The organism is Streptomyces sp. Z423-1 (assembly GCF_013009255.1).
GTDB classification, from domain to species: domain Bacteria; phylum Actinomycetota; class Actinomycetes; order Streptomycetales; family Streptomycetaceae; genus Streptomyces; species Streptomyces gossypiisoli.
The window spans coordinates 5,895,640-5,919,283 of record NZ_CP053109.1 but is presented as its reverse complement, the minus strand read 5'-3'; the positions used below and the strand labels follow the sequence as shown (position 1 = coordinate 5,919,283).

Annotated in this window: 28 protein-coding genes; 14 read left to right on the top strand and 14 right to left on the bottom strand. The window is 69.9% G+C overall.

Annotated features, from left to right (window positions below; genetic code table 11):
- Positions 1-133 precede the first annotated feature (133 nt).
- Positions 134-712, bottom strand: coding sequence for a TetR/AcrR family transcriptional regulator (locus HJD23_RS26585; RefSeq protein WP_332112421.1), 579 nt, complete (start codon positions 710-712; stop codon positions 134-136).
- Positions 713-740: 28 nt separating this feature from the next.
- Here HJD23_RS26585 and HJD23_RS26580 point away from each other — a divergent pair, with 28 nt between their 5' ends.
- Complete coding sequence (locus HJD23_RS26580) at positions 741-1,361, top strand: amidohydrolase family protein (protein ID WP_240980819.1); 621 nt, start codon at positions 741-743, stop codon at positions 1,359-1,361.
- On the opposite strand, the gene HJD23_RS26575 is transcribed toward HJD23_RS26580, so the two are convergent.
- On the bottom strand, positions 1,349-2,065 hold the full coding sequence (locus tag HJD23_RS26575) for a GntR family transcriptional regulator (protein WP_171114042.1): 717 nt from the start codon (positions 2,063-2,065) through the stop codon (positions 1,349-1,351). The two genes, HJD23_RS26580 and HJD23_RS26575, sit on opposite strands and share 13 nt — an antisense overlap.
- 100 nt (positions 2,066-2,165) lie before the next feature.
- On the opposite strand from HJD23_RS26575, the gene HJD23_RS26570 reads away from it, so the two are divergent.
- Both HJD23_RS26570 and HJD23_RS26565 read left to right on the top strand, forming a co-directional pair.
- Complete coding sequence (locus tag HJD23_RS26570; protein ID WP_171114043.1) at positions 2,166-2,705, top strand: YbhB/YbcL family Raf kinase inhibitor-like protein; 540 nt, start codon at positions 2,166-2,168, stop codon at positions 2,703-2,705.
- An 8-nt stretch (positions 2,706-2,713) separates the two neighbouring features.
- Positions 2,714-3,406: a metal-dependent transcriptional regulator gene (locus HJD23_RS26565; protein ID WP_171114044.1), complete on the top strand. Its 693-nt coding sequence runs from the start codon at positions 2,714-2,716 to the stop codon at positions 3,404-3,406.
- Positions 3,407-3,601: 195 nt separating this feature from the next.
- Here the strand turns inward: HJD23_RS26565 and HJD23_RS26560 are convergent, their stop codons facing one another.
- The gene (locus tag HJD23_RS26560; protein WP_171114045.1) at positions 3,602-4,009 is read right to left on the bottom strand and encodes a RidA family protein; all 408 of its coding nucleotides are present in this window, start codon (positions 4,007-4,009) and stop codon (positions 3,602-3,604) included.
- Between the two features lie 123 nt (positions 4,010-4,132).
- Here HJD23_RS26560 and HJD23_RS26555 point away from each other — a divergent pair, with 123 nt between their 5' ends.
- The 3 genes from HJD23_RS26555 (at position 4,133) to HJD23_RS26545 (ending at position 7,013) form a co-directional block, all read left to right on the top strand.
- Positions 4,133-4,513, top strand: coding sequence for a helix-turn-helix domain-containing protein (locus tag HJD23_RS26555; protein WP_171114046.1), 381 nt, complete (start codon positions 4,133-4,135; stop codon positions 4,511-4,513).
- A 224-nt stretch (positions 4,514-4,737) separates the two neighbouring features.
- Positions 4,738-6,018, top strand: coding sequence for an FAD-dependent oxidoreductase (locus HJD23_RS26550; RefSeq protein ID WP_171114047.1), 1,281 nt, complete (start codon positions 4,738-4,740; stop codon positions 6,016-6,018).
- Between the two features lie 98 nt (positions 6,019-6,116).
- Positions 6,117-7,013: an RNA polymerase sigma-70 factor gene (locus HJD23_RS26545; protein WP_171114048.1), complete on the top strand. Its 897-nt coding sequence runs from the start codon at positions 6,117-6,119 to the stop codon at positions 7,011-7,013.
- Between the two features lie 49 nt (positions 7,014-7,062).
- On the opposite strand, the gene HJD23_RS26540 is transcribed toward HJD23_RS26545, so the two are convergent.
- Both HJD23_RS26540 and HJD23_RS26535 read right to left on the bottom strand, forming a co-directional pair.
- On the bottom strand, positions 7,063-7,851 hold the full coding sequence (locus tag HJD23_RS26540; protein WP_171114049.1) for a hypothetical protein: 789 nt from the start codon (positions 7,849-7,851) through the stop codon (positions 7,063-7,065).
- A 240-nt stretch (positions 7,852-8,091) separates the two neighbouring features.
- The gene (locus HJD23_RS26535; RefSeq protein ID WP_346770343.1) at positions 8,092-9,180 is read right to left on the bottom strand and encodes an ROK family transcriptional regulator; all 1,089 of its coding nucleotides are present in this window, start codon (positions 9,178-9,180) and stop codon (positions 8,092-8,094) included.
- A gap of 124 nt (positions 9,181-9,304) precedes the next feature.
- On the opposite strand from HJD23_RS26535, the gene HJD23_RS26530 reads away from it, so the two are divergent.
- The 4 genes from HJD23_RS26530 (at position 9,305) to HJD23_RS26515 (ending at position 12,447) form a co-directional block, all read left to right on the top strand.
- Positions 9,305-10,390 carry a Gfo/Idh/MocA family oxidoreductase gene (locus HJD23_RS26530; protein WP_171114051.1) on the top strand — a complete coding sequence of 362 codons (1,086 nt, stop codon included), beginning with the start codon at positions 9,305-9,307 and terminating at the stop codon, positions 10,388-10,390.
- Between the two features lie 20 nt (positions 10,391-10,410).
- Entirely contained in the window at positions 10,411-10,902 is a 492-nt protein-coding gene (locus HJD23_RS26525) for a heme-degrading domain-containing protein (protein WP_171118749.1), read from the top strand.
- A gap of 75 nt (positions 10,903-10,977) precedes the next feature.
- Positions 10,978-11,856, top strand: coding sequence for an LLM class F420-dependent oxidoreductase (locus HJD23_RS26520; protein WP_171114052.1), 879 nt, complete (start codon positions 10,978-10,980; stop codon positions 11,854-11,856).
- 162 nt (positions 11,857-12,018) lie between these two features.
- Positions 12,019-12,447, top strand: a complete 429-nt coding sequence (locus HJD23_RS26515) for a hypothetical protein (RefSeq protein ID WP_171114053.1) — start codon at positions 12,019-12,021, stop codon at positions 12,445-12,447.
- Positions 12,448-12,588: 141 nt separating this feature from the next.
- On the opposite strand, the gene HJD23_RS44100 is transcribed toward HJD23_RS26515, so the two are convergent.
- A complete protein-coding gene (locus tag HJD23_RS44100) occupies positions 12,589-12,861 on the bottom strand; it encodes a hypothetical protein (protein WP_240980817.1) in 273 nt (90 codons plus the stop codon).
- A 133-nt stretch (positions 12,862-12,994) separates the two neighbouring features.
- On the opposite strand from HJD23_RS44100, the gene HJD23_RS26505 reads away from it, so the two are divergent.
- Positions 12,995-13,648, top strand: coding sequence for an AmiS/UreI family transporter (locus HJD23_RS26505; RefSeq protein WP_171114054.1), 654 nt, complete (start codon positions 12,995-12,997; stop codon positions 13,646-13,648).
- Positions 13,649-13,705: 57 nt separating this feature from the next.
- The gene (gene fmdA, locus HJD23_RS26500) at positions 13,706-14,953 is read left to right on the top strand and encodes a formamidase (RefSeq protein ID WP_171114055.1); all 1,248 of its coding nucleotides are present in this window, start codon (positions 13,706-13,708) and stop codon (positions 14,951-14,953) included.
- A 69-nt stretch (positions 14,954-15,022) separates the two neighbouring features.
- On the opposite strand, the gene HJD23_RS26495 is transcribed toward fmdA, so the two are convergent.
- The 4 genes from HJD23_RS26495 to HJD23_RS26480 all read right to left on the bottom strand — a co-directional run bounded on the left by HJD23_RS26495 (position 15,023) and on the right by HJD23_RS26480 (position 17,941).
- Positions 15,023-15,880, bottom strand: a complete 858-nt coding sequence (locus HJD23_RS26495) for a fumarylacetoacetate hydrolase family protein (RefSeq protein WP_171114056.1) — start codon at positions 15,878-15,880, stop codon at positions 15,023-15,025.
- A 129-nt stretch (positions 15,881-16,009) separates the two neighbouring features.
- Positions 16,010-16,720: a YidC/Oxa1 family membrane protein insertase gene (locus HJD23_RS26490; protein WP_171114057.1), complete on the bottom strand. Its 711-nt coding sequence runs from the start codon at positions 16,718-16,720 to the stop codon at positions 16,010-16,012.
- Between the two features lie 105 nt (positions 16,721-16,825).
- The gene (locus tag HJD23_RS26485; RefSeq protein ID WP_171114058.1) at positions 16,826-17,137 is read right to left on the bottom strand and encodes a DUF6412 domain-containing protein; all 312 of its coding nucleotides are present in this window, start codon (positions 17,135-17,137) and stop codon (positions 16,826-16,828) included.
- A gap of 36 nt (positions 17,138-17,173) precedes the next feature.
- Positions 17,174-17,941 (bottom strand): class E sortase, encoded by a 768-nt coding sequence (locus HJD23_RS26480; RefSeq protein WP_171114059.1) that lies wholly within the window; start codon positions 17,939-17,941, stop codon positions 17,174-17,176.
- A gap of 276 nt (positions 17,942-18,217) precedes the next feature.
- Here HJD23_RS26480 and HJD23_RS26475 point away from each other — a divergent pair, with 276 nt between their 5' ends.
- Positions 18,218-19,690 carry a glycoside hydrolase gene (locus HJD23_RS26475; RefSeq protein WP_171114060.1) on the top strand — a complete coding sequence of 491 codons (1,473 nt, stop codon included), beginning with the start codon at positions 18,218-18,220 and terminating at the stop codon, positions 19,688-19,690.
- Positions 19,691-19,696: 6 nt separating this feature from the next.
- Here HJD23_RS26475 and HJD23_RS26470 read toward each other — a convergent pair whose 3' ends face one another.
- The gene (locus HJD23_RS26470; protein ID WP_171114061.1) at positions 19,697-20,128 is read right to left on the bottom strand and encodes a VOC family protein; all 432 of its coding nucleotides are present in this window, start codon (positions 20,126-20,128) and stop codon (positions 19,697-19,699) included.
- A 148-nt stretch (positions 20,129-20,276) separates the two neighbouring features.
- Here HJD23_RS26470 and HJD23_RS26465 point away from each other — a divergent pair, with 148 nt between their 5' ends.
- The gene (locus HJD23_RS26465; protein WP_171114062.1) at positions 20,277-21,293 is read left to right on the top strand and encodes an SEC-C domain-containing protein; all 1,017 of its coding nucleotides are present in this window, start codon (positions 20,277-20,279) and stop codon (positions 21,291-21,293) included.
- A gap of 114 nt (positions 21,294-21,407) precedes the next feature.
- Here HJD23_RS26465 and HJD23_RS26460 read toward each other — a convergent pair whose 3' ends face one another.
- From HJD23_RS26460 to HJD23_RS26450, 3 genes are all read right to left on the bottom strand, one after another.
- On the bottom strand, positions 21,408-22,109 hold the full coding sequence (locus tag HJD23_RS26460; RefSeq protein ID WP_171114063.1) for a VOC family protein: 702 nt from the start codon (positions 22,107-22,109) through the stop codon (positions 21,408-21,410).
- Between the two features lie 120 nt (positions 22,110-22,229).
- A complete protein-coding gene (locus tag HJD23_RS26455; RefSeq protein WP_171114064.1) occupies positions 22,230-22,697 on the bottom strand; it encodes a hypothetical protein in 468 nt (155 codons plus the stop codon).
- A 389-nt stretch (positions 22,698-23,086) separates the two neighbouring features.
- Positions 23,087-23,590 carry a YDG/SRA domain-containing protein gene (locus HJD23_RS26450; protein ID WP_171114065.1) on the bottom strand — a complete coding sequence of 168 codons (504 nt, stop codon included), beginning with the start codon at positions 23,588-23,590 and terminating at the stop codon, positions 23,087-23,089.
- Between the last annotated feature and the right edge of the window lie 54 nt (positions 23,591-23,644).

Sequence of the window (23,644 nt, the reverse complement as noted above, 5' to 3'; positions counted from 1 at the left end):
GGCGTACCGACGCTCCCCAGGGTAGTCAGGCCTGGCTGATCCTGACCCCACCCGGCTCAGCTGCTGGTCGCCGGCTTCCAGGCCTCGACGTGCCTCGTCGGGTTCTCGTCGATGTTCACGCGCCGTCGGCGCTTCAGCCGTCGGCGGCGAGGCGCTCCAGCCACTCCCTCAGTAGACACTGCTCCGCACTGCTGAGGGTCGTCTGTTCGGGCAGGGCGGCGTGCAAGGCGCGGGCGGCGCCTGCCGGGCTCGCGTCTTGCACGGCCGGCTGTTGGTTGGTGACGGCGGCGACCATGGCCTCCCGTAGAGCGGTCAACAGGGCGGGGTCACGCCGGTCCTCGGGCAGGGACAGCCAGGTGAGCACCGCGCCGCGTGCCGTGGCATGGATGATCTGAGCCGCGAGTTCCTCGTTGACCCGGAGCCAGCCGCCGGCGGCAAGGCGCCGGATACGGCCCATCAGGATCTCCATGCCGGCCTTGAAGGCGGCCGAGGTGGTCCTCGTGGGTTCGCTGTACATCAGTGTGTACAGCGCGGGATTGGCCAGACCGAACTCGACCGCGACGTCCCAGCCGGCCCTCAGGTCCTCGATGGGCTCCCGCGGGTCGGGGTCGACGTGCTTGGTGGCGAGGAACGCGGCGAAGCCGTGCTCGGCCACCGCGTCGAGCAGCCCGTCCTTGTCGCCGAACAGCCGGTAGATCGCCGGCGGCTGCACGCCCGCCGCCTCAGCGACCGCGCGGGTGGTGACCGGATCCAGGCTCGCCGACGACCCCGAGTACGACGAGCTGTACGCCGCTGCGGAGCGGTTGCAGGTCCCCCTCCACTTCCACCCGCAGATGCCTGTGCAGGCGGTGCTGGACGCCTACTACTCGGGCATCGGCCCCATCGGGACCGCGCTGGCCGGGCCTGCGATCGGCTGGTACTACGACCTGGGCGTGCAGTACCTGCGGATGATCTTCTCCGGCGTCTTCGACCGGTACCCCGATCTCCAGGTGATCGCCGGCCACTGGGGAGAGGTTGTGCTCTTCTATCTCGACCACACCGGGTTCTTCGCCGAGGCCGGTGGCCTGGCTCGCCCTCTCGCCGACTACTTCAAGCAGAACTTCTGGGTCGCCGGTAGCGGCACCGTCAGCCCCCGCTACTTTCGCTGGACAGCCGACGTCGTGGGGACCGAACGGATGCTGTACTCCACTGACTATCCGTTCACCTACGGGTTTCGTCCCGGTGGCTTCCCCTTCGTGGACACCAGCGCCGGCGTCGCCCGGTCCTTCCTTGAGGACGCCCCCTTCACCGCCGAGCAGAAGGCCGACATCGCGCACCGCAACTGGGAAAACCTCACGTCCGCACCACATCACACCCGCTGACCCGGTGTCCCGTGATGCGGTTCGCGGTGGGTGCAGCCGGTCAGTCCGGCCGCGGTCAGAGTGAGGTGCTGGGCCAGCGCCTCGGCCGCGGCGTGGGCGTCACGGGCCAGCGCCGCCTCCTCCAGTCGACGGTGCTCCTCAACGTGGTTCCGGTCGGGGACGCGGTGCGCCGACCAGCGGCGGGCCAGCTCGCTCGCGGTCCACATCCGGTCGAAGGTCTCCAGCAGGACGGGGTTGCCGCAACCCTCCAGCAGGGTGCGGTGGAAGACCCGGTGGGCCTCGGACCACGCGCCGCTGTAGTACTCGCCCTCCTCCGGCACGTTCGCCGGGGTCCGGGCCAGCCGGTGGTGGGCGGCTCGTACCCGAGCCTCCCAGTCGACATCGCCGCGCTCGATGGACATGCGCAGCACGACCGGTTCGATCGTCCGGCGGGCCTCCGCGATCTCCTGCCAGCGGCGGTCGGAGAAGGCCGGGACGGCGAATCCGCGGTTGGGCAGCCGGTCGGCGAGGCCCTCGCCGACCACCCGCACGAGCGCCTCGCGCACGACGGCCAGGCTCACGCCCTGTTCCTTGGCCAGGTCCTGGGGCTTGAGGGCGTCACCGGGGGCGTAGTCCCCGCGCATGATCGCGTCCCGCAGATCTGTATAGACCTGCTCGGAGAGCATCTGCTTCCCCGAGGTCGAGGTGTGAACCGTCTGAGTCATGACGCCATCATAGACGATCCAGCGAATAATCGATTATTGGTGTTATCATCGATCCAGCATCACCGCCACCCCTACAGCACGGCATGAAAGGAACGACGCGATGAGCGCCAACGACCCCTTCGCCCGCCTCCCGGAGGCGGCCTCCTTCACCGTTACCAGCGCCACCGTCACAGACGGCGATGCCTGGCCCGCCGAGCAGTTCTCCGGAATTTTCGGTGTCCCCGGCGGGAAGGACGTCTCCCCGCAGCTGTCGTGGAGCGGCGCCCCGGAGGGCACCAAGAGCTACGCCGTCACTGTCTACGATCCCGACGCCCCCACGGGGTCCGGTTTCTGGCACTGGGCGGTCGCCGACATCCCCGCCACCGTCACCGAACTGCCCGAGGGCGCCGGCGACGACACCGGCTCGGGCCTGCCCGAGGGTGCCTTCCAGCTGCCCAACGACGCCCGCATGGCTCGTTTCGTCGGCGCCGCCCCGCCGGCCGGGCACGGCCCGCACCGCTACTTCATCGTGGTGCACGCCCTCGACGTCGAGTCCATCGGCGTTGCGGCCGACGCCACCCCGGCCGTCCTCGGCTTCACCATGGCCGGCCACATCCTCGGCCGCGCGGTCCTGACCGCCACCGCCGAAACCCCCGCCTGACCCACAGCATGTCCCAACTCATCGACACCACGGAGATGTATCTCCGCACCATCCTGGAGCTGGAGGAGGAAGGTGCGGTCCCCCTGCGCGCCCGGATCGCCGAGCGCCTGAACCAGAGCGGCCCGACGGTCAGCCAGACGGTGGCGCGGATGGAGCGCGACGGTCTGGTGTCCGTCGCCGGCGACCGGCACCTGGAGCTGACCGACGAGGGCCGCCGCCTGGCGACCCGCGTGATGCGCAAGCACCGCCTCGCGGAGTGCCTGCTCGTCGACGTGATCGGCCTGGAGTGGGAGCACGTTCACGCCGAAGCCTGCCGCTGGGAGCACGTGATGAGCGAGGCCGTCGAACGCCGCGTCCTTGAGCTGCTGCGCCACCCGACGCAGTCGCCCTACGGCAACCCGATCCCGGGCCTGGAGGAGCTCGGCGGGAAGAGCACGGTGGAGCCGTTCCTCGGCGAGAGCATGGTCAGCCTCAGCGACTTCAGGCCCGGGCCGAACGGCGCCAGCGCGGTCGTACGGCGCATCGGGGAGCCGATCCAGACCGACCCCGAGCTGATGCACACCCTGCGGCACGCCGGAGTGCAGCCCGGCGCGGTCGTGAACGTGACGTCGTTGCCCGGCGGCGTGATGGTCGGCAGCGGCGGGGAGGTCGCTGAACTCCCCACGCAGGCTGCCGCGCACGTTTTCGTGGCCGAACACTGAGCGCAGCCGGGCGCCGGCTCGTTGCCGTGGCCCGTGCGGGCACGAGGATGGCCCTGGACCATGACCGTGGTCCGGGGCCATCCTCGTTGCGGCAACCCCACGATGTCACCGCGACCACGAGGTCACCGCGACCACGGGGTCACCGCGACCACGGGCGCGATGCCCAGCCGGCTGCCCCGGACGAAGAGGGCCTGTTCAGTCGATGACTGCGGTGGCTTCGATCTCGACCAGGTGCTCGGGTACGTCCAGCGCCGCGACGCCCAGCAAGGTGGCCGGGGGTGCCGGGGTGACGCCCAGTTTCGTGGCCGCCCGGGTGATCCCTTCCAGGAGCAGCGGCATCTTGTCAGGGGTCCAGTCGACGACGTAGACGGTCAGTTTCGCCACATCGTCGAGGGAGGCACCGACCTCGGCCAGGGCGGTGCCGATGTTGAGATAGCACTGCTCGACCTGAGCGGCGAGGTCACCCTCACCGACCGTGACACCGTCGGCATCCCAGGCGACCTGGCCCGCGATGAAGAGCAGCTTCGAGCCGGTCGCGATCGACACCTGCTGGTAGGCATCGATCTTCGGCAGTCCGCTGGGGTTCACCAGGGTGATGGGCATGCTGCTGCCTCCCTTGTCATGAGGGCGCGCGGCGACGCGCTTAGTCTCTTGTGGTTACTTCGAAACCGTAAGAGAGTGGTCGCTGACATGGAAGAACGCACTTTTCAGTGACTGGGGAACCTTATGGTGACCAAGCAGTTCAAGGCCTCGGGCGACGAAGCGGACGTGAGGCGCGCCGACTCTCTGGCTCGGGAGATCTTCTCGGACGTCGCCAACAAGTGGGCCCTCCTGATCATCGAGGCTCTGGGGGAGCGCACCCTGCGCTTCGGTGAACTGCGCGACGAGATCGAGGGCATCAGCCACAAGATGCTCACCCAGAACCTGCGCATGCTGGAGCGCAACGGCCTGCTCAAGCGGACGGTGCACCCGGTCGTGCCGCCGCGGGTCGAGTACACCCTCACCGAGCCGGGCCAGGCCCTGCGAGTGACGATCGACGGACTGTGTGACTGGACCCACCAGTACCTCGGTCACATCGAGGCCTCCCGCCGCCGCTTCGACGACTGACGGGTTGACCGACGGCCCCTTGCGTGGGTTCACGAAGCCTGGCGCCGAGCATGTGGAGTGATCTGTCTCACAGGCTGTCACAGCGCTCGCTCGTGCGGTGTCTTGAGGCCGAACCCCTTGAGACAGAGGCGGATACGCAGGAGTCGGTTCCTGTCAGGAATCAGGGCGCTGTTCCGCTCAAGTCTCCGGGAGCAAGCGAACTGACGAACTGACGGGAGTGACTCATGAAGCACCGCATCGTCGTCCTCGGCGCCGGCTACGCCGGGGCCTACGTGGCCGGGACCCTGGCCCGCCGACTGTCCCCGGCAGACACCGAGATCACCGTGGTCAACGCCGAGCCGGACTTCGTCCAGCGGCTGCGCCTGCACCAGCTCGCGGCCGGCCAGGAGATCGCGGCTCCCCGGCTCGCCGACGTCTTCGCGGACACGGGGATACGGCTGCGCCTTGCCCGGGTCACCGCCGTCGACCCCGAGCGCCGGATCGTCGCCGTGGCCGACGCCGACGCCGACGGCGACGGCGACGGTGACGGTGACGGTGACGGTGACAGTGATGGCGAACTCGGCTACGACACGCTTCTCTACGCGCTCGGCAGCCACGCCGCCGACCACGGCGTCCCCGGTGTGGCCGAGCACGCCTTCGACGTCACCGGCCGACCCTCCGCGCTAAACCTGCGCGAGCGGCTGGACAACCTGGAAGGGCAGGCCGGGCGGGGCGAAGGCGGGCGCGTGCTGGTCGTCGGCGACGGGCTGACCGGCATCGAGACCGCCACCGAGATCGCCGAATCCCGGCCCGGCCTGTCGGTGACGCTGGTCGCCCGTGGTGAGCTGGGCGCCCCGCTCTCCGCCGGAGCCCGCAGCCACCTGCGCCGGGCCTGCGACCGGCTGGGCATCACCGTCGTGGAGCACACCACCGTCGAGGCCGTCGAAGCGACGCGGGTGCTGTGCGCCGACGGCACCGCCATCGCGTCCGACGCGACCGTGTGGACGGCCGGGTTCGCGGCAGGCCCCATCGCCGCCGCCGGCGGGCTGGAGGTCACCGGGGACGGGCGGATCGTCGTCGATCGCACCATGCGGTCGGTCTCGCACCCGGACGTCTACGCCGTCGGCGACAGCGCCTACGCCATCGGCGACAACGGCCGGCCGCTGCCCATGTCCTGCGCTTCGGCCGGCTACACCGGCCGGCAGGCCACGGCCGCGATCGTGGGACGCCTGACCGGCCGCGAGATCCCGAACACCAGGCTGGACTACCACGGCAACCACATCAGCCTCGGGCGGCGGGACGGAATCCTGCAGATGGTCGATGGCGAAGCGCAGGCGAAGCCGAAGTACGTGGGCGGCCGGAAGGCCGCGCGGGTCAAGGCGGGCATCGTCGCGATGTCGCTGTGGGGCATCTCGTACCCGACCTTCGGCCTGCCCAAGCGCAAGCACCGCCTGGCCGCCGCGCCGGATCTGTCCGCAGAGAAGGCGGTCCGCTCCCGGGAGAACGAAGCGGCCGCCCACGGCTGAGAACACCTGTGTCGTCGTGCACGGCGGGGCGTCGGCCATCGCGGGGCGGGCAGTCCGACCAGGCATTCGAGGGAGAGAGACCGGGAGATGACCGGGAGATGACCGAACGCACCACCGACCTGGCGACCGAAGCGTTCGTCGCCCACCGCAACCTGCTCTTCACGGTCGCCTACGAGATGCTCGGATCGGCGGCCGACGCCGAGGACGTCCTCCAGGAGACCTGGCTGCGCTGGGTCAAGGTCGACCTGGGACAGGTGAGCGACCAGCGGGCGTACCTGGTGCGGATCACGACCCGGCAGGCGCTCAACCGGCTGCGCACCATGAAGCGCCGCCGCGAGGCGTACGTCGGCCAGTGGCTGCCCGAACCGCTGGTCACCACGCCGGACGTGGCCGAGGACGTCGAACTCGCCGAGAGCATGTCGATGGCGATGATGCTCGTCCTGGAAACCCTTTCCCCGACCGAGCGGGCGGTGTTCGTGCTGCGCGAGGTCTTCGAGGTCGACTACGACGAGATCGCCGAGTCCGTCGGCAAGAGCCCCGGTGCCGTCCGCCAGATCGCGCACCGCGCCCGCCGGCACGTCGGCGCCCGCCGCCCCCGCAGGACGGCCTCCCCGAGCGAGACCCGGGCCGCCCTGGAGTCCTTCCAACGCGCCGTTGAGACCGGGAACCCGCAGGACCTCCTCGACGTACTCGCCCCCGACGTCGTTCTGCTCAGCGACGGCGGCGGCGTGAAGAGGGCCGCGCTGCATCCGGTCGTCGGCGCCGAGAAGATCGTCCGCTTCTACCTCGGCGGCTCCGCCAAGCTCGAGGCCACCATCAGGTGGGAGCCCACCGTGGTCAACGGCAGCCCCGCACTCGCCGTATACGTGGACGGCGAGTTCGACGGCGTCATGGCCGTCCGTGTCGAGGACGCCCGCATCACCGGCCTCTACTTCGTCCGCAACCCCGAGAAGCTGACCCACGTGACCTCCGGGACTCCCCTCACCCTGCGCTGACGCCGCCGGCTCGGACAGGTCATGTACGCCGCCACCATGCTGTACCTGCTCACCGCCGCCTCCGTACCAGCACCAGCGCTCCGCCGGTGACCACCAGCACAAAGGAGGCGGCGGCAAGGGCACCGTGGGGAGTGGTGAGCCCGGTTCCGGCGAGTTCGTCGGCGAAGGGGAGACGGTCGTCGGGGGCGGCGGAGGGGTCGTCGTCGGGCGTGGCGGCACCGTCCGACTCCGCCTCCCCCTCCGACTCCGCCTCTGCCTCCCCCTCCGCCCGCACCCGGAACCGATAGTCGTTCGACTGCCCAACCCAGTCACCGTCGTCCTCACGCCGCTGCACGACGGCCGCGTTGGCGGTGACCTCGTTCGGTACGGCATCGGAGGTCATCGCCAGCCGCACCCGCACGGTCAGCGTCTGCCCGGGCGGCACCGCGAACCCCGCGAACCCGTCACCGAGGGCACCGAAGGCCCCGACCAGCTCGTCCCGGTCGGTCCGCTCGAACCGCACCGGACGCGGCCGCGCCCCCTCGTAGAACTCCAGCCGCGGCTGCGTCGGCTTCAGCGCCCGCTCGCCGTCGACGAGCACGACGACCGGATGGATGCCGGTGCAGGGGCTCTGGGTGGTGTTGGTGAGGTCGATGGACCACATCCCGTACCCGCCGCCGGCGTCGTAGGAGTCGGGGCCGCCGTGGATACGCGTGGTGATCGGGAACTGCCGGTCGTCGGAGGCGGCACAGTCGGGCCCGGCGGCGGCCGCGTGCACCGGCGACGCGGCTCCGCCGAGGAGGGCTACTGCGGCCAGACAGAGGGAGGCGGAGAGGGGGACGGGCGTGCACAGTCGCATGCCCCCATTCCGCGCCGGGCGCCGCCCGCTCCGCGAGAACACCGCGCCGTACGGCCCAACAGCTCCGCCCGATCGGGCAGACCGCACAGCCGGACGCCACTCACCCGCCGCCCCGCCCGCACAGCCGAGCCACCCTCACCCCACCACCCGCCCGCACAGCCCAGCAACACTCATCCCGGCGCGCCCCCGCACAGCAGGACGACACTCACCCACCGCCCCGCCCGCACAGCCGGGCAACACTCACCCCACCACCCGCCCAAACAGCGGCGCCAGCAGCAGCTGTGCCGCGCCCTCGGCGACCACGCACCTCCCGTCGAACGCGATCCGTACCGGCACGACCTGGTCCCCCGTACGCCGAGCGCGTTCGGCGAGAACCTCGGCGACTCCCCGTACGAACCGCTCCGGCTCGCCCGCGACGATCCGCCCGCCCAGCAGCACGAGATCGACGTCGAGCAGCGCGACCAGGTTGCTCGCCCCGACCCCCAGCACGCGCGCCGCCTCCTCCACGTCCCCGCGCGCCACCGCGGCCAGACACAGTGCCTCGACGCACCCCCGGTTCCCGCACTCGCACACCGGCCCGTCCAGCTGCACCACCTGATGCCCGAACTCGCCCGCCCCGGTCCGCGCCCCGCGATGGACCGCACCGCCGATCACCAGCCCGCAGCCGAGCCCCACCGCGAAGTGCAGGTACGCGAAGGACCGGCCCTCCCCCGCCACCGCCAGCCCCAGCGCGGCGGCGTTCGTGTCCTTGTCGACCACCACCGGCATCTCCAGCCGCCGCGCCAGCACATCGCGCAGCGGAAACCCGTCCCACTCCGGAAACCCGGTGACCCGGTGCAGCACCCCACGGACATGATCGAGCGGCCCGGGCAGCGCGACCCCGACCCCGAGCAGCGACCGGACGTCGGCGGCCGCGTCGCCGCCGAGGACCTCCGCGACGAGGGCCACCACCTGCCCCACCACGGCCTCGGCCCCCGCCCCGAGGTCCATCGCCGTACGGCGCTCGTCCACCACCGCGCCCGCGAGATCGACCAGCACCACCCGCAGCTCGTCCCGGTCCAGATGCACCCCCACGGCGTGCCCGGCCTCCGGCACCAGCCGCAGCACCGTGCGCGGCTTGCCGCCCGTGGACACCAGCCGCCCGGCCTCGCTCACCATGCCCTCGTCCCGCAACCGCCCGGTGATCTTGCTGACGGCCTGCGGGGTCAGCCCGGTCCGCTCGGCGAGTTCCAGCCGGCTGACGCCCTCCGCCCCGGCCCTGCGCAGGAGATCGAGGACCAGCGCGGCGTTGTGGCTGCGCACCGCCAGCAGATTCGCCCCCTGGCCCACGCCGTGCTGCCTGCCGTGCTGCGCGGCCTGGCGCGTGCCCGCCCCGGTGGTGGTGTTCGGCCTGTTCACACTCCCATTGTCCTCTCCGCTTGCACTTTGGCAACAGCGTTGCGAAAGTGGATGTATGACTGGCACACCCCCTGGCTCGCCCCTCCGCGTCGGCCTCGTCGGCTACGGTCTCGCGGGCTCCGTCTTCCACGCCCCGCTGATCGCCACCACCGAGGGCCTCGCCCTGGACACGGTGGTCACCTCGAACGCCGAGCGGCAGGAGCAGGCCCGCACCGAGTACCCGGGTGTACGGGTCGCCGCCACCCCGGACGAGCTGTTCGAGCGGGCCGGGGACCTGGACCTGATCGTCATCGCGTCCCCGAACAGGACGCACGTCCCCCTCGCCACCGCCGCCCTGAAGTCCGGCCTGCCGGTGGTCGTCGACAAGCCCGTCGCCGGCACCGCGGCCGAGGCCCGTGAGCTGGCCGCCCTCGCCGAGGAGCGCGGCCTGCTCCTGTCCGTCTTCCAGAACCGCCGCTGGGACAACGACTTCCTGACCCTGCGCCGGCTCCTCACCGAGGGCGAGCTGGGTGACGTATGGCGCTTCGAGTCCCGCTTCGAGCGGTGGCGGCCGCAGCCGAAGGGCGGCTGGCGGGAGTCCGGCGACCCCGCGGAGATCGGAGGTCTGCTGTACGACCTCGGCAGCCACGTCGTCGACCAGGCCCTGGTCCTCTTCGGCCCCGCCGCCTCGGTGTACGCCGAGGCCGACATCCGCCGCCCGGGCGCGGCGACGGACGACGACACCTTCATCGCCCTCACGCACGCGAACGGCGTCCGCTCCCACCTCTACGTCTCCGCGACGACCGCCCAACTCGGCCCGCGTTTCCGGGTGCTCGGCTCGCAGGCGGGCTACGTCAAGTACGGCCTCGACCCGCAGGAGGCGGCCCTCCGGGACGGGCAGCGCCCCTCGAAGTCCGCCGACTGGGGCACGGAACCCGAGTCGCTGTGGGGCCGCGTCGGCTCCGGCGAGTCCCCGCTGACCGGCGGCGGCCGCCCGCTGCGCACCCTGCCCGGCGACTACCCCGCGTACTACGCCGCGATCGCCGCCGCCCTGCGCGACGGCGCCCCCAACCCGGTGACCGCCCTGGAGGCGGCCGCCGCCCTCGACGTACTGGAAGCGGCCCGCCGTTCGGCCCGAGACGGAGTGACGGTGACCCTGTGACCAACAGCCACAAGAGCGCGATGACCCCGAAAATCACCCCCGAACTGACGCCCACCGTCGAGGAGTTGGAGGCGCAGGAACGCCGTCTGGTGTTCCGGCGGTTCAGCCACGACGACGCCTGGGCGCTCGGCTCGCTGCTGGTGGAGCTGGCCCGGGAGCGCCAGGCCCCGGTCGCCATCGACATCCACCGCGCCGGCCAGCAGCTCTTCCACGCCGCGCTGCCCGGCTCCACGCCCGACAACGACGCCTGGATCGCCCGCAAGCGCCGGGTGGTGGAGCGCTACGGCTCCGCCTCCTACCTGGTCGGGGCCCGCTTCCGGGCCAAGGGCACGACGTTCGAGGAGTCCTCCCGCCTGGACCCGGACGCCTACGCCGCGCACGGCGGCTCCTTCCCGATCACCGTGGAGGGCGTGGGAGTCATCGGCGCGGTGACGGTGTCCGGGCTGCCCCAGCTCCAGGACCACCGCTTCGTGGTGGAGGCGCTGGAGCACTTCCTGGGCGATCAGGTCTGACCCGGGGATTATCCCGAGCGACCCTCCGGTTGGCACACGCGTACCAGCTGTCACGGCAACCGGAGGGATCGCGCCATGAACAACCCCGTAGCCTCGCTGAAGGAGCGGCTGGGACGGTACGGCATCTGGAGCGTGGGCCTGCGCTCGGAGGACCCCGACCGCCGCTCCGAGGTCGACGAGTCGGCGGCCGAGCTGGAGGAGCTGGGCTTCGGCGCGCTCTGGCTGGGCGGCAACAGCTCCGCCGCGAACGCCGCCCCGCTCATCCGAGCCACCAAGAGCATCACCGTCGGCACCAGCATCCAGAGCATCTGGCAGCACGAGCCCGCCGACGCCGCCGCGGCCTTCGCCGAGCTGGAGGCGTCCCACCCCGGCCGCTTCCTGCTGGGCCTCGGGGTGAGCCACGCCAAGCTCGCCGACCAGTACCGCCGCCCGTACGCGGCCCTGGTCGGCCACCTCGACGCCCTCGACGCCGCCGGAGTGCCGGCCGAACGCCGGGTGCTGGCGGCGCTGGGCCCGAAGAACCTGGAGCTGGCCCGGGACCGCGCGGCCGGCGCGATCCCCTATCTGGTCACACCGGAACACACGGCATACGCCCGCGAGATCCTGGGCGAAGCCCCGCTGCTCGCTCCCGAGTTGAAGGTCGTCCTGGAGCGGGACCCGGCCCGGGCCCGCAGTGTGGCCCGGGATTACCTGGCCATGTATCTGTCGCTCCCGAACTACACGAACAACTTCCTCCGCCACGGTTTCACCGAGTCGGACCTGGCGGACGGCGGCAGCGACCGCTTGATCGACGCGGTGTTCGCATGGGGCGACGAGGACCGCGTCCGGGAGCGCATCGCCGCGTTCTACGCGGCGGGCGCGGACCACGTCGCGCTGCAGCTCGTGGAGGACACGGGCCCGCGCGACACTCTGCCGCGCGAGGCGTGGCGTCGCCTGGCCGGTCTCCTGGCGTGAGGGAAACTCGCGCGAAACGCACTGAATAGCATCTTGTGAGACATTTCACGAGCTAATGGCTGGACTGCTAACCGTCGCAGACTTAGTTTCCCTAAAAGAGCAATGCGAGCCTTCCAGGCGAGTGACCTCGCCGATGGCCGCCCGTGCCCGGAAGGTGGACAAGTGAGCGAAGACGCCGTGTGGGTCAGGGGCGTGACCGGCATCCAGCTGCACCACGTCACTGATCTCCAAGACGCGCGACGGTTCCTGGGCAACGCCGTCATGGCGCTGAGCGCCGCCCATGTCAGGACCGGCGACGCCAGGTTCTCCGGTCTCGCCGACCAGCTCAAGGCAGTGGTCGGGGAAGCACGCGACCTGGAGGGCGAGGCCCGGGAGAGGATGCAGCAGCTGCACTCCACGGACCCGGAGCGGTTCGTGCGCTGCCGGGAGGGCGAGGAGCCCTGGCCGGACGAACTCCAGGCGGGCTTCGTCCCGCGCCACACCTGCCGGGACGAGTGCCTGTACCACGACCGCGAGGTGCTGGACGCCATCATGCAGTGCACCTGCGGCCGGCCCCCGTGCCGCGCGTGCGCCATCGCGGGCACGCCCTGACACACCAGGGCCTGTCCGGCGGTTCATGCCGGACAGGCCTGGTCGGGCGTACGCGCGTCGAACCGTTGATGCGCCCGGGCATCCCCAACTCGCCTTGACAGGCCGTCGTCACAGGCGTTGCCTGGAATAAGAGGCAGCTTTTCACGGTGTGTCCAGATCGACGAGATCCGTGCCCATCGTCAAGGGCCGGAAGCGGGCGGCACTCATGGCGACGTACGAGTATTTCTGCAATCGCTGCGGTTCGTTCGACGTGAAGCGGCCCATCGGCACCGCGTCGGCCGAGGAGGTCTGCCCGCGGTGCTCGAATACCGCCAGGCGCGTGTACACCTCCCCCGGAACCGCCTTCACGCTGCCCGCGGTCGCGGGCCTGCGCGAGCGGGAGGAAGAGTCTCGGGAAAACCCCGCGGTGGTCACGCGGGTGCCTCCCAAGGAGGCAGCGCCGAGGCCGACCCATCCGGCTCTCGCCCGGCTTCCCCGGCCCTGACAGGGCGGTCGGACCGGCCGGTAAGCCCTTCCGGGAAGGGTGAGTTATCGGGAGGTGTGTCCCTTGGCCAATGTCGGGCTTCTCTTCGTGGGCGCGGTGCTGTTCCTGAACGGGCTGATGCTGCTGGGGAAGGTGGACAGCCGGGCAGCCGCCATATTCAATCTGTTCGTGGGCGGACTTCAGGTCCTCACACCCACATATCTCATCATCGCCGCGAACCAGGATCCCGAGCGAATTCTGCTGGCATCGGGCATCTTCCTCTTCGGTTTCACCTACCTGTATGTAGGGATCGGCCTGCTGATGGGGCTCGACACGACCGGCGTGGGCTATTACTCGCTGTTCGTGTCCATCGTTGCTGTGGGTTATTCCTTCGTCAGTTTCCGGCAGTTCGGCGATCAGCCATTCGGCGTCATATGGCTCTACTGGGCGTTCCTCTGGCTCCTCTTCTTCCTGCTCCTGGGCCTGAAACTGGAGAGGCTGACGACTTATGTCGGCTGGGTGACCGCGATCGAAGGCTGGGTGACCGGCGTCATCCCGGCATTCATGCTGCTGTCCGGTTACTGGGTCGCGGAGAACTTCTACGAGATCGCGATCGCACTGGGCGCGTTCGGTGTGCTGACCTTCGGCGGGCTGTGGTTCGCACTGCGCCACAGGCGGCCCGGCAGGCCCGCGGAGGAGTACGGCGCCCCGGGCTACCCGGCCGGCAGCCACGGCTAGACCTGTGGCGCCACCTCGTAACCGCTCACCACATACAAAGGAACATGAGGGATTCACATGCCTGAAGTAATCTTCAGCGTCGACCAGTCCCGGTCGATGCGCGACCAGGAGGTACCTGGACACAACAGGTGGCATCCTGATGTTCCGATCGCCGCGATGGTCCGCCCGGGGGACGAGTTCCGCGTCGAATGCAGGGAATGGACCGACGCACAGATCGGCAACAACGACTCCGCCAACGACGTTCGCGATGTCGACCTGAAGCGTTGCCACATGCTCAGTGGGCCGATAGGCGTCGAAGGCGCGGAGCCGGGCGACCTGCTCATCGTCGACATCCTCGACCTCGGACCGGTACCTCAGCAGGTCGGCGACGCACCGGGTGAAGGCTGGGGATACACGGGCGTTTTCGCCAAGGCCAACGGCGGAGGCTTCCTGACGGACTACTTCCCGGATGCCTACAAGGCGATCTGGGACTTCCACGGGCAGAGCGCGACCACCAGGCACCTTCCCGGTGTCCGCTTCACCGGCATCACCCACCCCGGTCTCTTCGGCACAGCGCCATCCGCGGAGCTGCTTCAGCGGTGGAACAGGCGTGAGCAGGCCCTGGTCGACACCGACCCCGACCGGATCCCGCCTCTGGGACTCACGCCCGACCCCGACCAGGCCCTGGCCGGCAAGGCGACGGGGTCGGACGCGGAACGCATCGCTCAGGAAGGAGCACGCACCGTTCCCGCACGGGAGAACGGCGGCAACCACGACATCAAGAACTTCACTCGTGGATCGCGCGTCTTCTACCCCGTCTACGTCAAGGACGCCAAGCTGTCGGGCGGTGACCTGCACTTCAGCCAGGGCGACGGCGAGATCACCTTCTGCGGCGCCATCGAGATGGGTGGCTACATCGACTTCCACGTCGACCTGATCAAGGGCGGCATGGAGAAGTACGGTGTCACGACCAACCCCGTCTTCATGCCGGGCAACGTCGAGCCGCGGTACTCGGAGTTCATGTCCTTCATCGGGATCTCCGTGGACCACGACACCGACACCAACTACTACATGGACGCGACGGTCGCCTATCGCCGCGCCTGTCTCAACGCCGTCGAGTACCTGAAGAGGTTCGGCTACTCCGGAGAGCAGGCCTACCTGCTCCTCGGTGCGGCCCCCATCGAGGGACGCATCAGCGGGATCGTCGACATCCCCAACGCCTGCTGCTCCCTCTACCTCCCGACCAGCATCTTCGACTTCGACGTCCGTCCCACCGCGGAGGGCCCGAAGGTCGCAGACCGCGGTCAGTGCGCGGTGGCGAGCTGAGGCCGACCCGTCACCCAGGGCAAGGGGGACCTCCGCGTGGTCGGGGTCCCCCAATCTCTCCGGCACTGGTCAGGCGTCCTTGAACTCCTGCCGCTGCCGCCCCAGCCCCTCGATCTCCAGCTCCACCACGTCGCCCGCCCGCAGATACGGCTTCGGCTCCGGCTGCCCCAGCGCAACGCCCGCAGGCGTACCGGTGTTGATCACGTCCCCCGGATACAGGGTCATGAACTGACTCACGTACCGCACGACCTCCCCCACGGAGAAGATCTGCTCGGCGGTCGTCCCGTCCTGCTTCAGCTCCCCGTTGACCCACAGCCGCAGCGACAGCTGCTGCGGATCGGGCACCTCGTCCGCCGTCACCAGCCACGGCCCCAGCGGGTTGAACGTCTCGCAGTTCTTGCCCTTGTCCCAGGTCCCGCCGCGCTCGATCTGGAACTCCCGCTCGGACACGTCGTGCGCCACCGCGTACCCGGCGACATGCGCGAGCCCGTCCCGCGCCGACTCCAGATAGCGGGCGGTGCGTCCGACGACGACCGCCAGCTCCACCTCCCAGTCGGTCTTCCGGGACCCCCGCGGCACGAGCACGGTGTCGTGCGGCCCGACCACCGTGTCCGCGGCCTTGAAGAAGATCACCGGCTCGGCGGGCGGCTCGGCGCCGGTCTCCCGGGCGTGGTCGTGGTAGTTCAGCCCGATGCACACGATCTTGCCGATCCGCCCCAGCGGCGGCCCGATCCGCAGACCGATGGCGTCCAGCACGGGCAGCTCCCCGGCGCCGGCGGCGTCCCGGATCCGGCTGAGTGCGGCCTCGTCCGCGAGCAGCGCCCCGTCGATGTCGGACACGAGCCCGGACAGATCCCGCAGCACACCCTCGGTGTCGAGCAGCGCGGGCCGCTCCGCCCCGGCCGTACCGACTCGCAGCAGCTTCATGATCACAATCTCCCTCGATCGCGGGGGCGCCCGCCGACGTGTGCAGCCATCGGAGGACTGGTCGATCCTCCAAGGTGACGGTCCAGTCCGCAATACCCCGTTCACGTACTGGACCGTAGCCACCGTTGCTCAGCGGTAGAGCACAGCCCGCTCGACGGCACTCCACGTCGTACTGGTCACCACGTACAGGGCAGCCGCCAACGGCACCACCGCCACGGTGATGAGCGTGAGGAAGGACATGAACGGCATGACCTTGGTGACGGCGCCGAGGCCGGGCAGCTGCTCACCGTCCACCGGTACGGCACTGCCGGCGGCCATCGTCCGCTTCGTACGGCGGTAGTTGAACACGGCGACCACCACGACCACGGCGAACAGCGCGACGTACACCAGCCCCGCCGCCCCGAACGCCCCACCGTCACCCAGCGCGTCCACCCACCGGTCCCCCAGGGGCGCGGCCAGCAGCTGATGACCGAGCAGGGCGTTCGCCTCGCCGCCGATCATCGGATTCGAGAACAGGTGATACAGCAGGAAGAACGCGGGCAACTGCATCAGACCGGGCAGACAGCCCGCGAGCGGGGACACCTTCTCCTTGGCGTGCAGCTCCAGGACGGCCTGCTGAAGCCGCTCGGGGTTCTTCCGGTGCTTCTTCCGCAGCTCGGCGATCTTCGGCTGCAACGCGGTACGCGCCTTCTGCCCGCGCGCGGCCGCCCGGGACAGCGGCAGCACCAGCAGTCGTACGAACGCGGTGAACAGGACGATCGCGGCGGCGGCCGCGGAGGCGTGGAACAGCGGCTGCAGCAGCTCGGCCAACTGCTCGACCAGGGTGGCGAAAACGGACATGGGTGAGCCCTCCGTCGTGGGTCTCGTCGTGCCGGGACAAGGGATGGCGGCATGACGACCCGCGCGGGGTCACGATGGTGTGGTGTTGCGCTGAGGTGGCGTGCCCTACGCGACGGTCGTCAGGAGGGCGTGTCCGGGCGCTCGGGGGCGGGTGCGTCCCTTGGCGTCCGGGTCGCGTTGGGGCAGGAAGGCCGTACGGCGGTCCCGGTCGCGGATGGCCGTACGCACCCGCGTGGGCGGCACGGCGGGCGCGCAGCGCGCGGCGACCAGCAGGCAGACGGCGAGCGCCGACCCGGCCGCGGCGGTCGCGGCGAGCGCGACGGTGGCGGAGAGGGTGCCGGCGTCCAGCAGGGCGAGGTCCAGGAAGAGGATCAGGAGCAGGACGGCGGGGCGCGGCTTCGCGCACTTCCGGATCATCCCTGGCTCCCTTCGTCAATCCCTGTCGTTTATACCTCAACGCGGGCGCATGGACAGCAGCGTCCCCCACACCACCAGGCGGTACTTGGACGTGTACTCGGGGGTGCAGGTGGTGAGGGTGATGTAGTAGCCGGGCTCGCGGTAGCCCCGGCCGGGGTGGACGAGGCTGCGCGGCACGGGTCGTATCACTCCGGTGTCGCGGGCGGAGGTCTGCGGGACGGTCTGGTCGACGGCGTACGTGTACACGGCCGACCGCGTCTCTACGACGATCCGGTCGCCGTCGCCGAGCCGGTCGAGGTACCGGAAGGGCTCGCCGTGGGTGTTGCGGTGCCCGGCGAGCGCGAAGTTCCCGGCGTGGCCGGGCTGTGCGGTGCCGGGGTAGTGACCGGCGTACCCCTTGTTGAGGACGTGCGGCTTGCTGATGCCTTCGGCGACGGGGACGCGGAGGTTCAGGCGGGGGACGGCGAGGATGGCGTAGGCGTCGGAGGGGCGGGGGCGGGGTGCCGAGACGGGGGTGTCTCGCCGCGTGGGGACTCGCCGCTCGGGCGATGGCTCGCTGCCGGCGGTCTCCTTCGGGTCGCTCTCCGGAACGCCGGTCGTGGAGCCGCCCCACTCCTGCTCCAGCGCCGCCACCTCCCGCTCGGCGCCTTCCCTCGCCTGCCGGTTGGTCCACCACAGCTGGTGCACGACGAGGAGGAGCAGGACGATCCCGACGGTGACGAGGGCCTCGCCACCGGCCCACAGGACGCGTCGGCGCCGGGCACGCCGACGGCGGGTGGCGTGCTGCACGACGGGCACGCGCATGTCGGTCGCCTCCTACACCGTCGTACGGGACGGGGGGCCGCCCGCACGATAAGGGGCGGGGCGCGAGGTCTCCATACCCACGTGCCCCGAACCGTGCCTTTCCCGTGCCTGGCGCGTGCTCGTCCGACCCCTCGAACCCTTCCTCAACTGGTTTGAGAAAGGTCTGTCGTAACCCTCGACAACCCCTTGCGCCACACCCGATGCTTCCTGTCGACCCCCACGGGACTGGCCCCGACGCCGGTTCGACGACCGGCCGTTGATGGAGGCGGAGAAGCCATGATCCGACGCAGAACACTGCTGGCGGCCACGGGCGGCGCGCTGTTCACCAGCGCCCTGGCGACGGGTACGGCACACGCGGACGCGACGATCGCCGTGAACCCCTCGACGTCGTACGGCACCTGGGAGGGCTGGGGGACGTCCCTGGCCTGGTGGGCGAACGTGTTCGGCGCGCGGGACGACTTCGCCGACCTGTTCTTCACGACCAGGACGGTGACCTACAACGGCACGGCGCTGCCCGGCCTCGGCCTGAACATCGCCCGCTACAACCTCGGCGCGTGCAGCTGGAACAGCGTGAACGGCGAGACGATGGTCGAGTCTCCCAACATCCCCGCGTTCAAGCAGATCGAGGGCTTCTGGCAGGACTGGCACAACGAGGACCCCACATCCTCGGCCTGGGACTGGACGGCGGACGCGAACCAGCGCGCGGCGCTGGTGAAGGCGACGCAGCGCGGCGCGGTGAGCGAGCTGTTCGCCAACTCGCCGATGTGGTGGATGTGCAACAACCACAACCCGTCCGGCGCGGCGAACGGCGGCAACAACCTCCAGACCTGGAACTACCGCCAGCACGCCTCCCACCTGGCGGCGGTCGCGCTGTACGCCCGCAACAACTGGGGCGTGAACTTCGCGACGGTCGACCCCTTCAACGAGCCGGCGTCGAGCTGGTGGACGGCGACGGGCACACAGGAGGGCTGCCACATGGACCCGGCGGTCCAGGCCGCCGTACTCCCGTACATGCGCAGCGAGTTGGACAAGCGGGGCCTGACGGGCATCCGCATCGCGGCGTCGGACGAGACGAACTACGACACGGCACGTTCGACGTGGGCGTCCTTCGGCTCGTCGACGAAGGCGTTGGTGTCGCAGGTCAACGTGCACGGCTACCAGGGCGCGGGCGGCCGCCGAGACCTGCTCTACACGGACGTCGTCACGACGTCCCGCAAGAAGCTCTGGAACTCGGAAACGGGCGACAGCGACGGCACGGGCCTGACGATGGCCCGGAACCTCTGCTACGACTTCCGCTGGCTGCACCCCACGGCCTGGTGCTACTGGCAGGTCATGGACCCGACGACGGGTTGGGCGATGATCGCGTACAACGCGAGCACGCTGCAGCCGACGACGGTCCAGCCGAAGTACTACGTCATGGCGCAGTTCAGCCGCCACATCCGCCCCGGGATGACGATCATCGACACCGGCGTGAGCTACGCGGTGGCGGCGTACTCGGCGTCGGAGCGACGCCTGGTGATCGTGGCGGTGAACACGTCGACGTCGGCACAGACGCTCACCTTCGACCTGTCCCGCTTCTCGACGGTGACGGGCGGGTCGGGGGGCCTGGTCCCGCGCTGGAACACGGCGACGAGCGGTTCGGACCGTTACCGGGCGTACTCGGACACGCGTCTGAACGGCAAGTCGGTGAGTGTGCCGTTCGCGGCGGGGGCGGTGCAGACATTGCAGGTGGACGGGGTGACGATCTAGGACTGTCTAGCTGTGGACGGGCTCCCCGATCCCGAGCAGATTCCCCTCACTGTCCCGGAACCAGGCGGCACGCTCCCCCCGCGCCCCCTTGCTCGGATAGTGCCCCTCGACCTCGGCGATCCCGTCCTCCCCGGTCCGCAACCCCGGCAGGTCGACGACCTCGAACACCACACCACGCCGCCGGAGCACGGCCACCACACCATCGATGTCGTCGACCTGCCACGCCATCTGCGTAAAGGTCCCCGGCGAAGCCCCCGCCGACTGAAAGAGGGCGAATTCCACACCCCCGCACCGATACAGCAGCCCACCGGGCCGCTCGTCGACGGGCTCCAGCCCGAGCTTCTCGGAGTAGAACCGCCGGGCCCGCCCAAGATCCCGGGCGGGCAGCCGGGTGGCCACGGCCCCCCGCGCCAAAAGATCCATGTCCTCCATACCCATACCCACACTGTGCCGCAGCCGCCCGGTCCGGTCCTGTCGACCACCCGCGGTCCGACGGCCCGCCCGCGCGACCACCTGACCACCCGACCACCTGACCGCCCGACCACCTGACTCTCCTTTGACACCACTCGGCAGTACGGTGTCCCCCATGCGCCCCGACACGCCTGCCGAGAACGTCGACCACACCGCCGAGGCGGCCCGCCTGGAGCGAACCGCCGGCCTCTACCCCGAGGACGCCGAGGCCCTGCTGCTGCGGGCCGCGGCCCACCTGGAACTGTCCGGCGACCGCCCCGCCGCGACCGCGCTCTACGACCGCCTGCTGTCGTCTCCCGACGCCCTGGAGAACTCCTTCCTGGTCCGCGCCCTGAAGGCCTCGAACCTCTGGGAGTACGGCCACGAGGCGGAGGCCCGAGCGATCATCGACGGCATCCGCACGGCGTCCCCGAGGGACCCGGCCCCCTGGGTGATCGTGGCCGAGGCCCTCGAATCGCACGACGAGCTGGAAACGGCGCAGGAGGTCTTCACGCAGGCCACCCGCCTCCTCCTGACGGACGGGTCGGCGCCCCCACAGCCCACGCACCCCCTCTTCTTCGGCCGCCACCGGGTACGCCGCATGCTGGGCCTCCCCCACGACGACTGGGACATCCTGGCCGACACCCTGCACTCGATGCCGGTCTCCCTGGACGAACTCCACGACCCGAAGCGCGTATGGTCCCTGGGCTCGGACAACCCGGCGGAACTGGAGGCGGAGATCTCCCGCCTCCGAGCCGAGCTGGGCGCCTACCGAGAGGCCCTCTCCCGCCCGTTCCCGGTGGCGGTACTGCACTGGCCGAAGACGGAGCTGACGGAACTCCTGTCGGCGTACCCGGCCCTGTCCTCGGAGTACCCGTCCCACGAGGAGCACCTGTCGACGATAGAGGCGTCACTACGAGAGCTGGCGTCCTCGGGAACGCCAAACCTGGGCGTCGTAACGGGCACGGTCCCCTCCTACGAGGCCTTCGCAGCCTCGGAAGCCACCTCCCCGGACGACCCGACCCTCCTCCCCCAGTACGCGACGACGCTGGCGGCCCGGGGGCGGGCGGTGGCGTGGCCACCGGAGCGGACCGGGGTGTGCTGGTGCGGGACGGGACGGACGTACGGGGACTGCCACGGCACGGAGGGTTAGGCTCTCGCGGCGGTCGGCCGCCGAAGTTCGACAAGAAGAGATACGACAAGCTCGCCGTCCGCTACGAGGCGACCGTGCTGGTCGCCGTCCTCAACGAGTGGCTGTAAGCAGACCTCAGTTGAGTAGCTCTTCAAGACGCTTGAGGTCGTCGTGAACCAACTCCCGCTCCTCGGCGGTGAGATGGACTGCGGCGGCCTTGGCGAGCGCCGTCGTCGCGGTCCCTTCGTCACCGAGGCGCCAGGCGACGTCCGCTCGCAGCACGAGGAGGCGCAGCAGTTGGACGGGCGTGGGCCGCTCGTCCTCAAGGTGAAGCACCCGGTCGATGATCTTCGCGGCGCCCGCCGGGTCCTCCTTCGAGTCCGCGAGGAGGGAAGCATGGTGGAGGGCACGGGCGTAGGTCTCCTCGGGGGCGCGCCGGTGGTGCTGGTCGTCGCTCGTCTGCTGCCCGATGCGGATGCAGTTGCCGCCCGGATCGGTCATGAGGAACTGCCGCACGCCGTACGACATGTCCTTGAGCGGCCCGATACGCGGCAGCCCCCGGGTCGGGATCCTCCCGTACGCCGCCTTGAGTCCCGTCCGGAAGGCGGCATGCAGTCCGTCGACGTCATCGGTGCGGACGTAGCACGTACTGAATGACTCAGCCGGCTCGTACTGCTTCATCCCGAAGAACTGGAACTCGATGCCAGCGCGCTCCACGACCGCGTACGGGTTGGGGCTCTTCTGCTGGAAGGTCACCTCGAACCCGAGGGCGGTGTAGAAGTCGAGAACGGGCTGAATGGTCCGGCACGGCAGGATCGGAATGGTTTTCTCAGCCATGCGCACACTCTAGTCAAACTTGAACAGAGGGGAGGCGGTCATCGCTGGATACCCACGATGTCCCATGGCCATCGCGGAGACCGCACACGCCAAGCCACGCCTGCGCAGCACCCCACCCTGCTAGCCCATCTGCCGCTCCGCCTGCCGATGGGTGGCGCACCTGGCCCCCACCGCCAGCAGCACGGAGGCCGCCGCGCACGTGACGGCGAGGCCATTGAGCCAGACATAACTCTCGGAACTGGGATACGTCGTCCCGTCGTCCAGAACGCAGTCGAAGGCCGGTGGCAGATACGAGGCACGGTGGCCAACGAGGCGCTCCACAAGGTGGGGAGAGGCATCGCGGCAGGCAGGTGCGGGCGAGGAGTCCGTCCCCGACCGGGACTCGTGGTCGGACAGCTCGACGGCGCCGAGCGCCATGACCAGGAGCATGACCGCACCTGCCGCCGACATACCGGCGCCCCAGCGCACTAGCCGCACGCCCCAGTCGGAACGCCGACCCGGCAAGACAACGGACAGCAGTTTGACGACCACGGCGATGACCCACACAGGGGCGGCGAACAGAGCCGCGAAGGCAAGCAGGACGAACACGCTTCTCTCTCCCCCCACCACCCCGGCGAACAGACGTTCGCACACTCGGGGCAGCCTAGCCACTCCCCTTCTGGATCACTCCGCGAACCAGAGAAAGCCGGCCCCCTGCCGCACCCCGCGCACCCGCACCCGACCCGCACCCGGCCACGAACGGCCACCCCTCCCCACCGTCCCCGCCGCCCCACCCCTGGGCCGCCCGGCCAGGAAAAACACCGCGGTGGAGGGGCGAGTGTCAAGAGTGAAATCGGCAAAGCCGACGCCCGAAGGGCGCTCTTGACACTCGCCCCGGAACCGCCACCCTCACAAAAACCGGGCGGCCATGGGTGCCTTGAAGCCAACGAGCAGTCCAGCGCCGTAGAGGCGGCGGTTCCGCCGCCTACTCAGGCTGCTCACTCAGGCAACTGCTCCAGATCAAACTGGCAGATCTCAACATCGGAGCCATCGGGAGCGGGCCACATGGAGATAGCCGTCCGAACGGCCGTGATCTTATACAAGCCGTCGTACCGATAGCCATCAGACGGCGAGTAGCGCTTATCACCCTCATAGCCGCGAATGACGCGGATCGGGTATCCACGCTCATAGCTACGCTTGAGTGCCGCATTGTCAACGTTCGACCACGACTGACTGCGGAGCAGCCGCCCCGTATCGGAATCCCGATCTTTGCCCTCCGACGCCCCCGTGTAGCGCATCCACGTCCCGTGGTCGTCGTCGTCCACATAGCCACCGTTCAGAACGATGGCATCGGCCACTTGCAGGCCATCCTCATCCCTGAGCCAGGAGATGCCCTTCTGGTTGGCCTGGTGCAGCTTGGCGTGCATTACGTCTAGTCGGCGGTGGAAGACGTCTCCCACAGCGACACCTTCGATTGGACCGATGACCCGTTCGATTTCCACGAGCCCATACTCGATCGGACTCGATCACTCATGTCAAACAAAAAACGAAAGTTG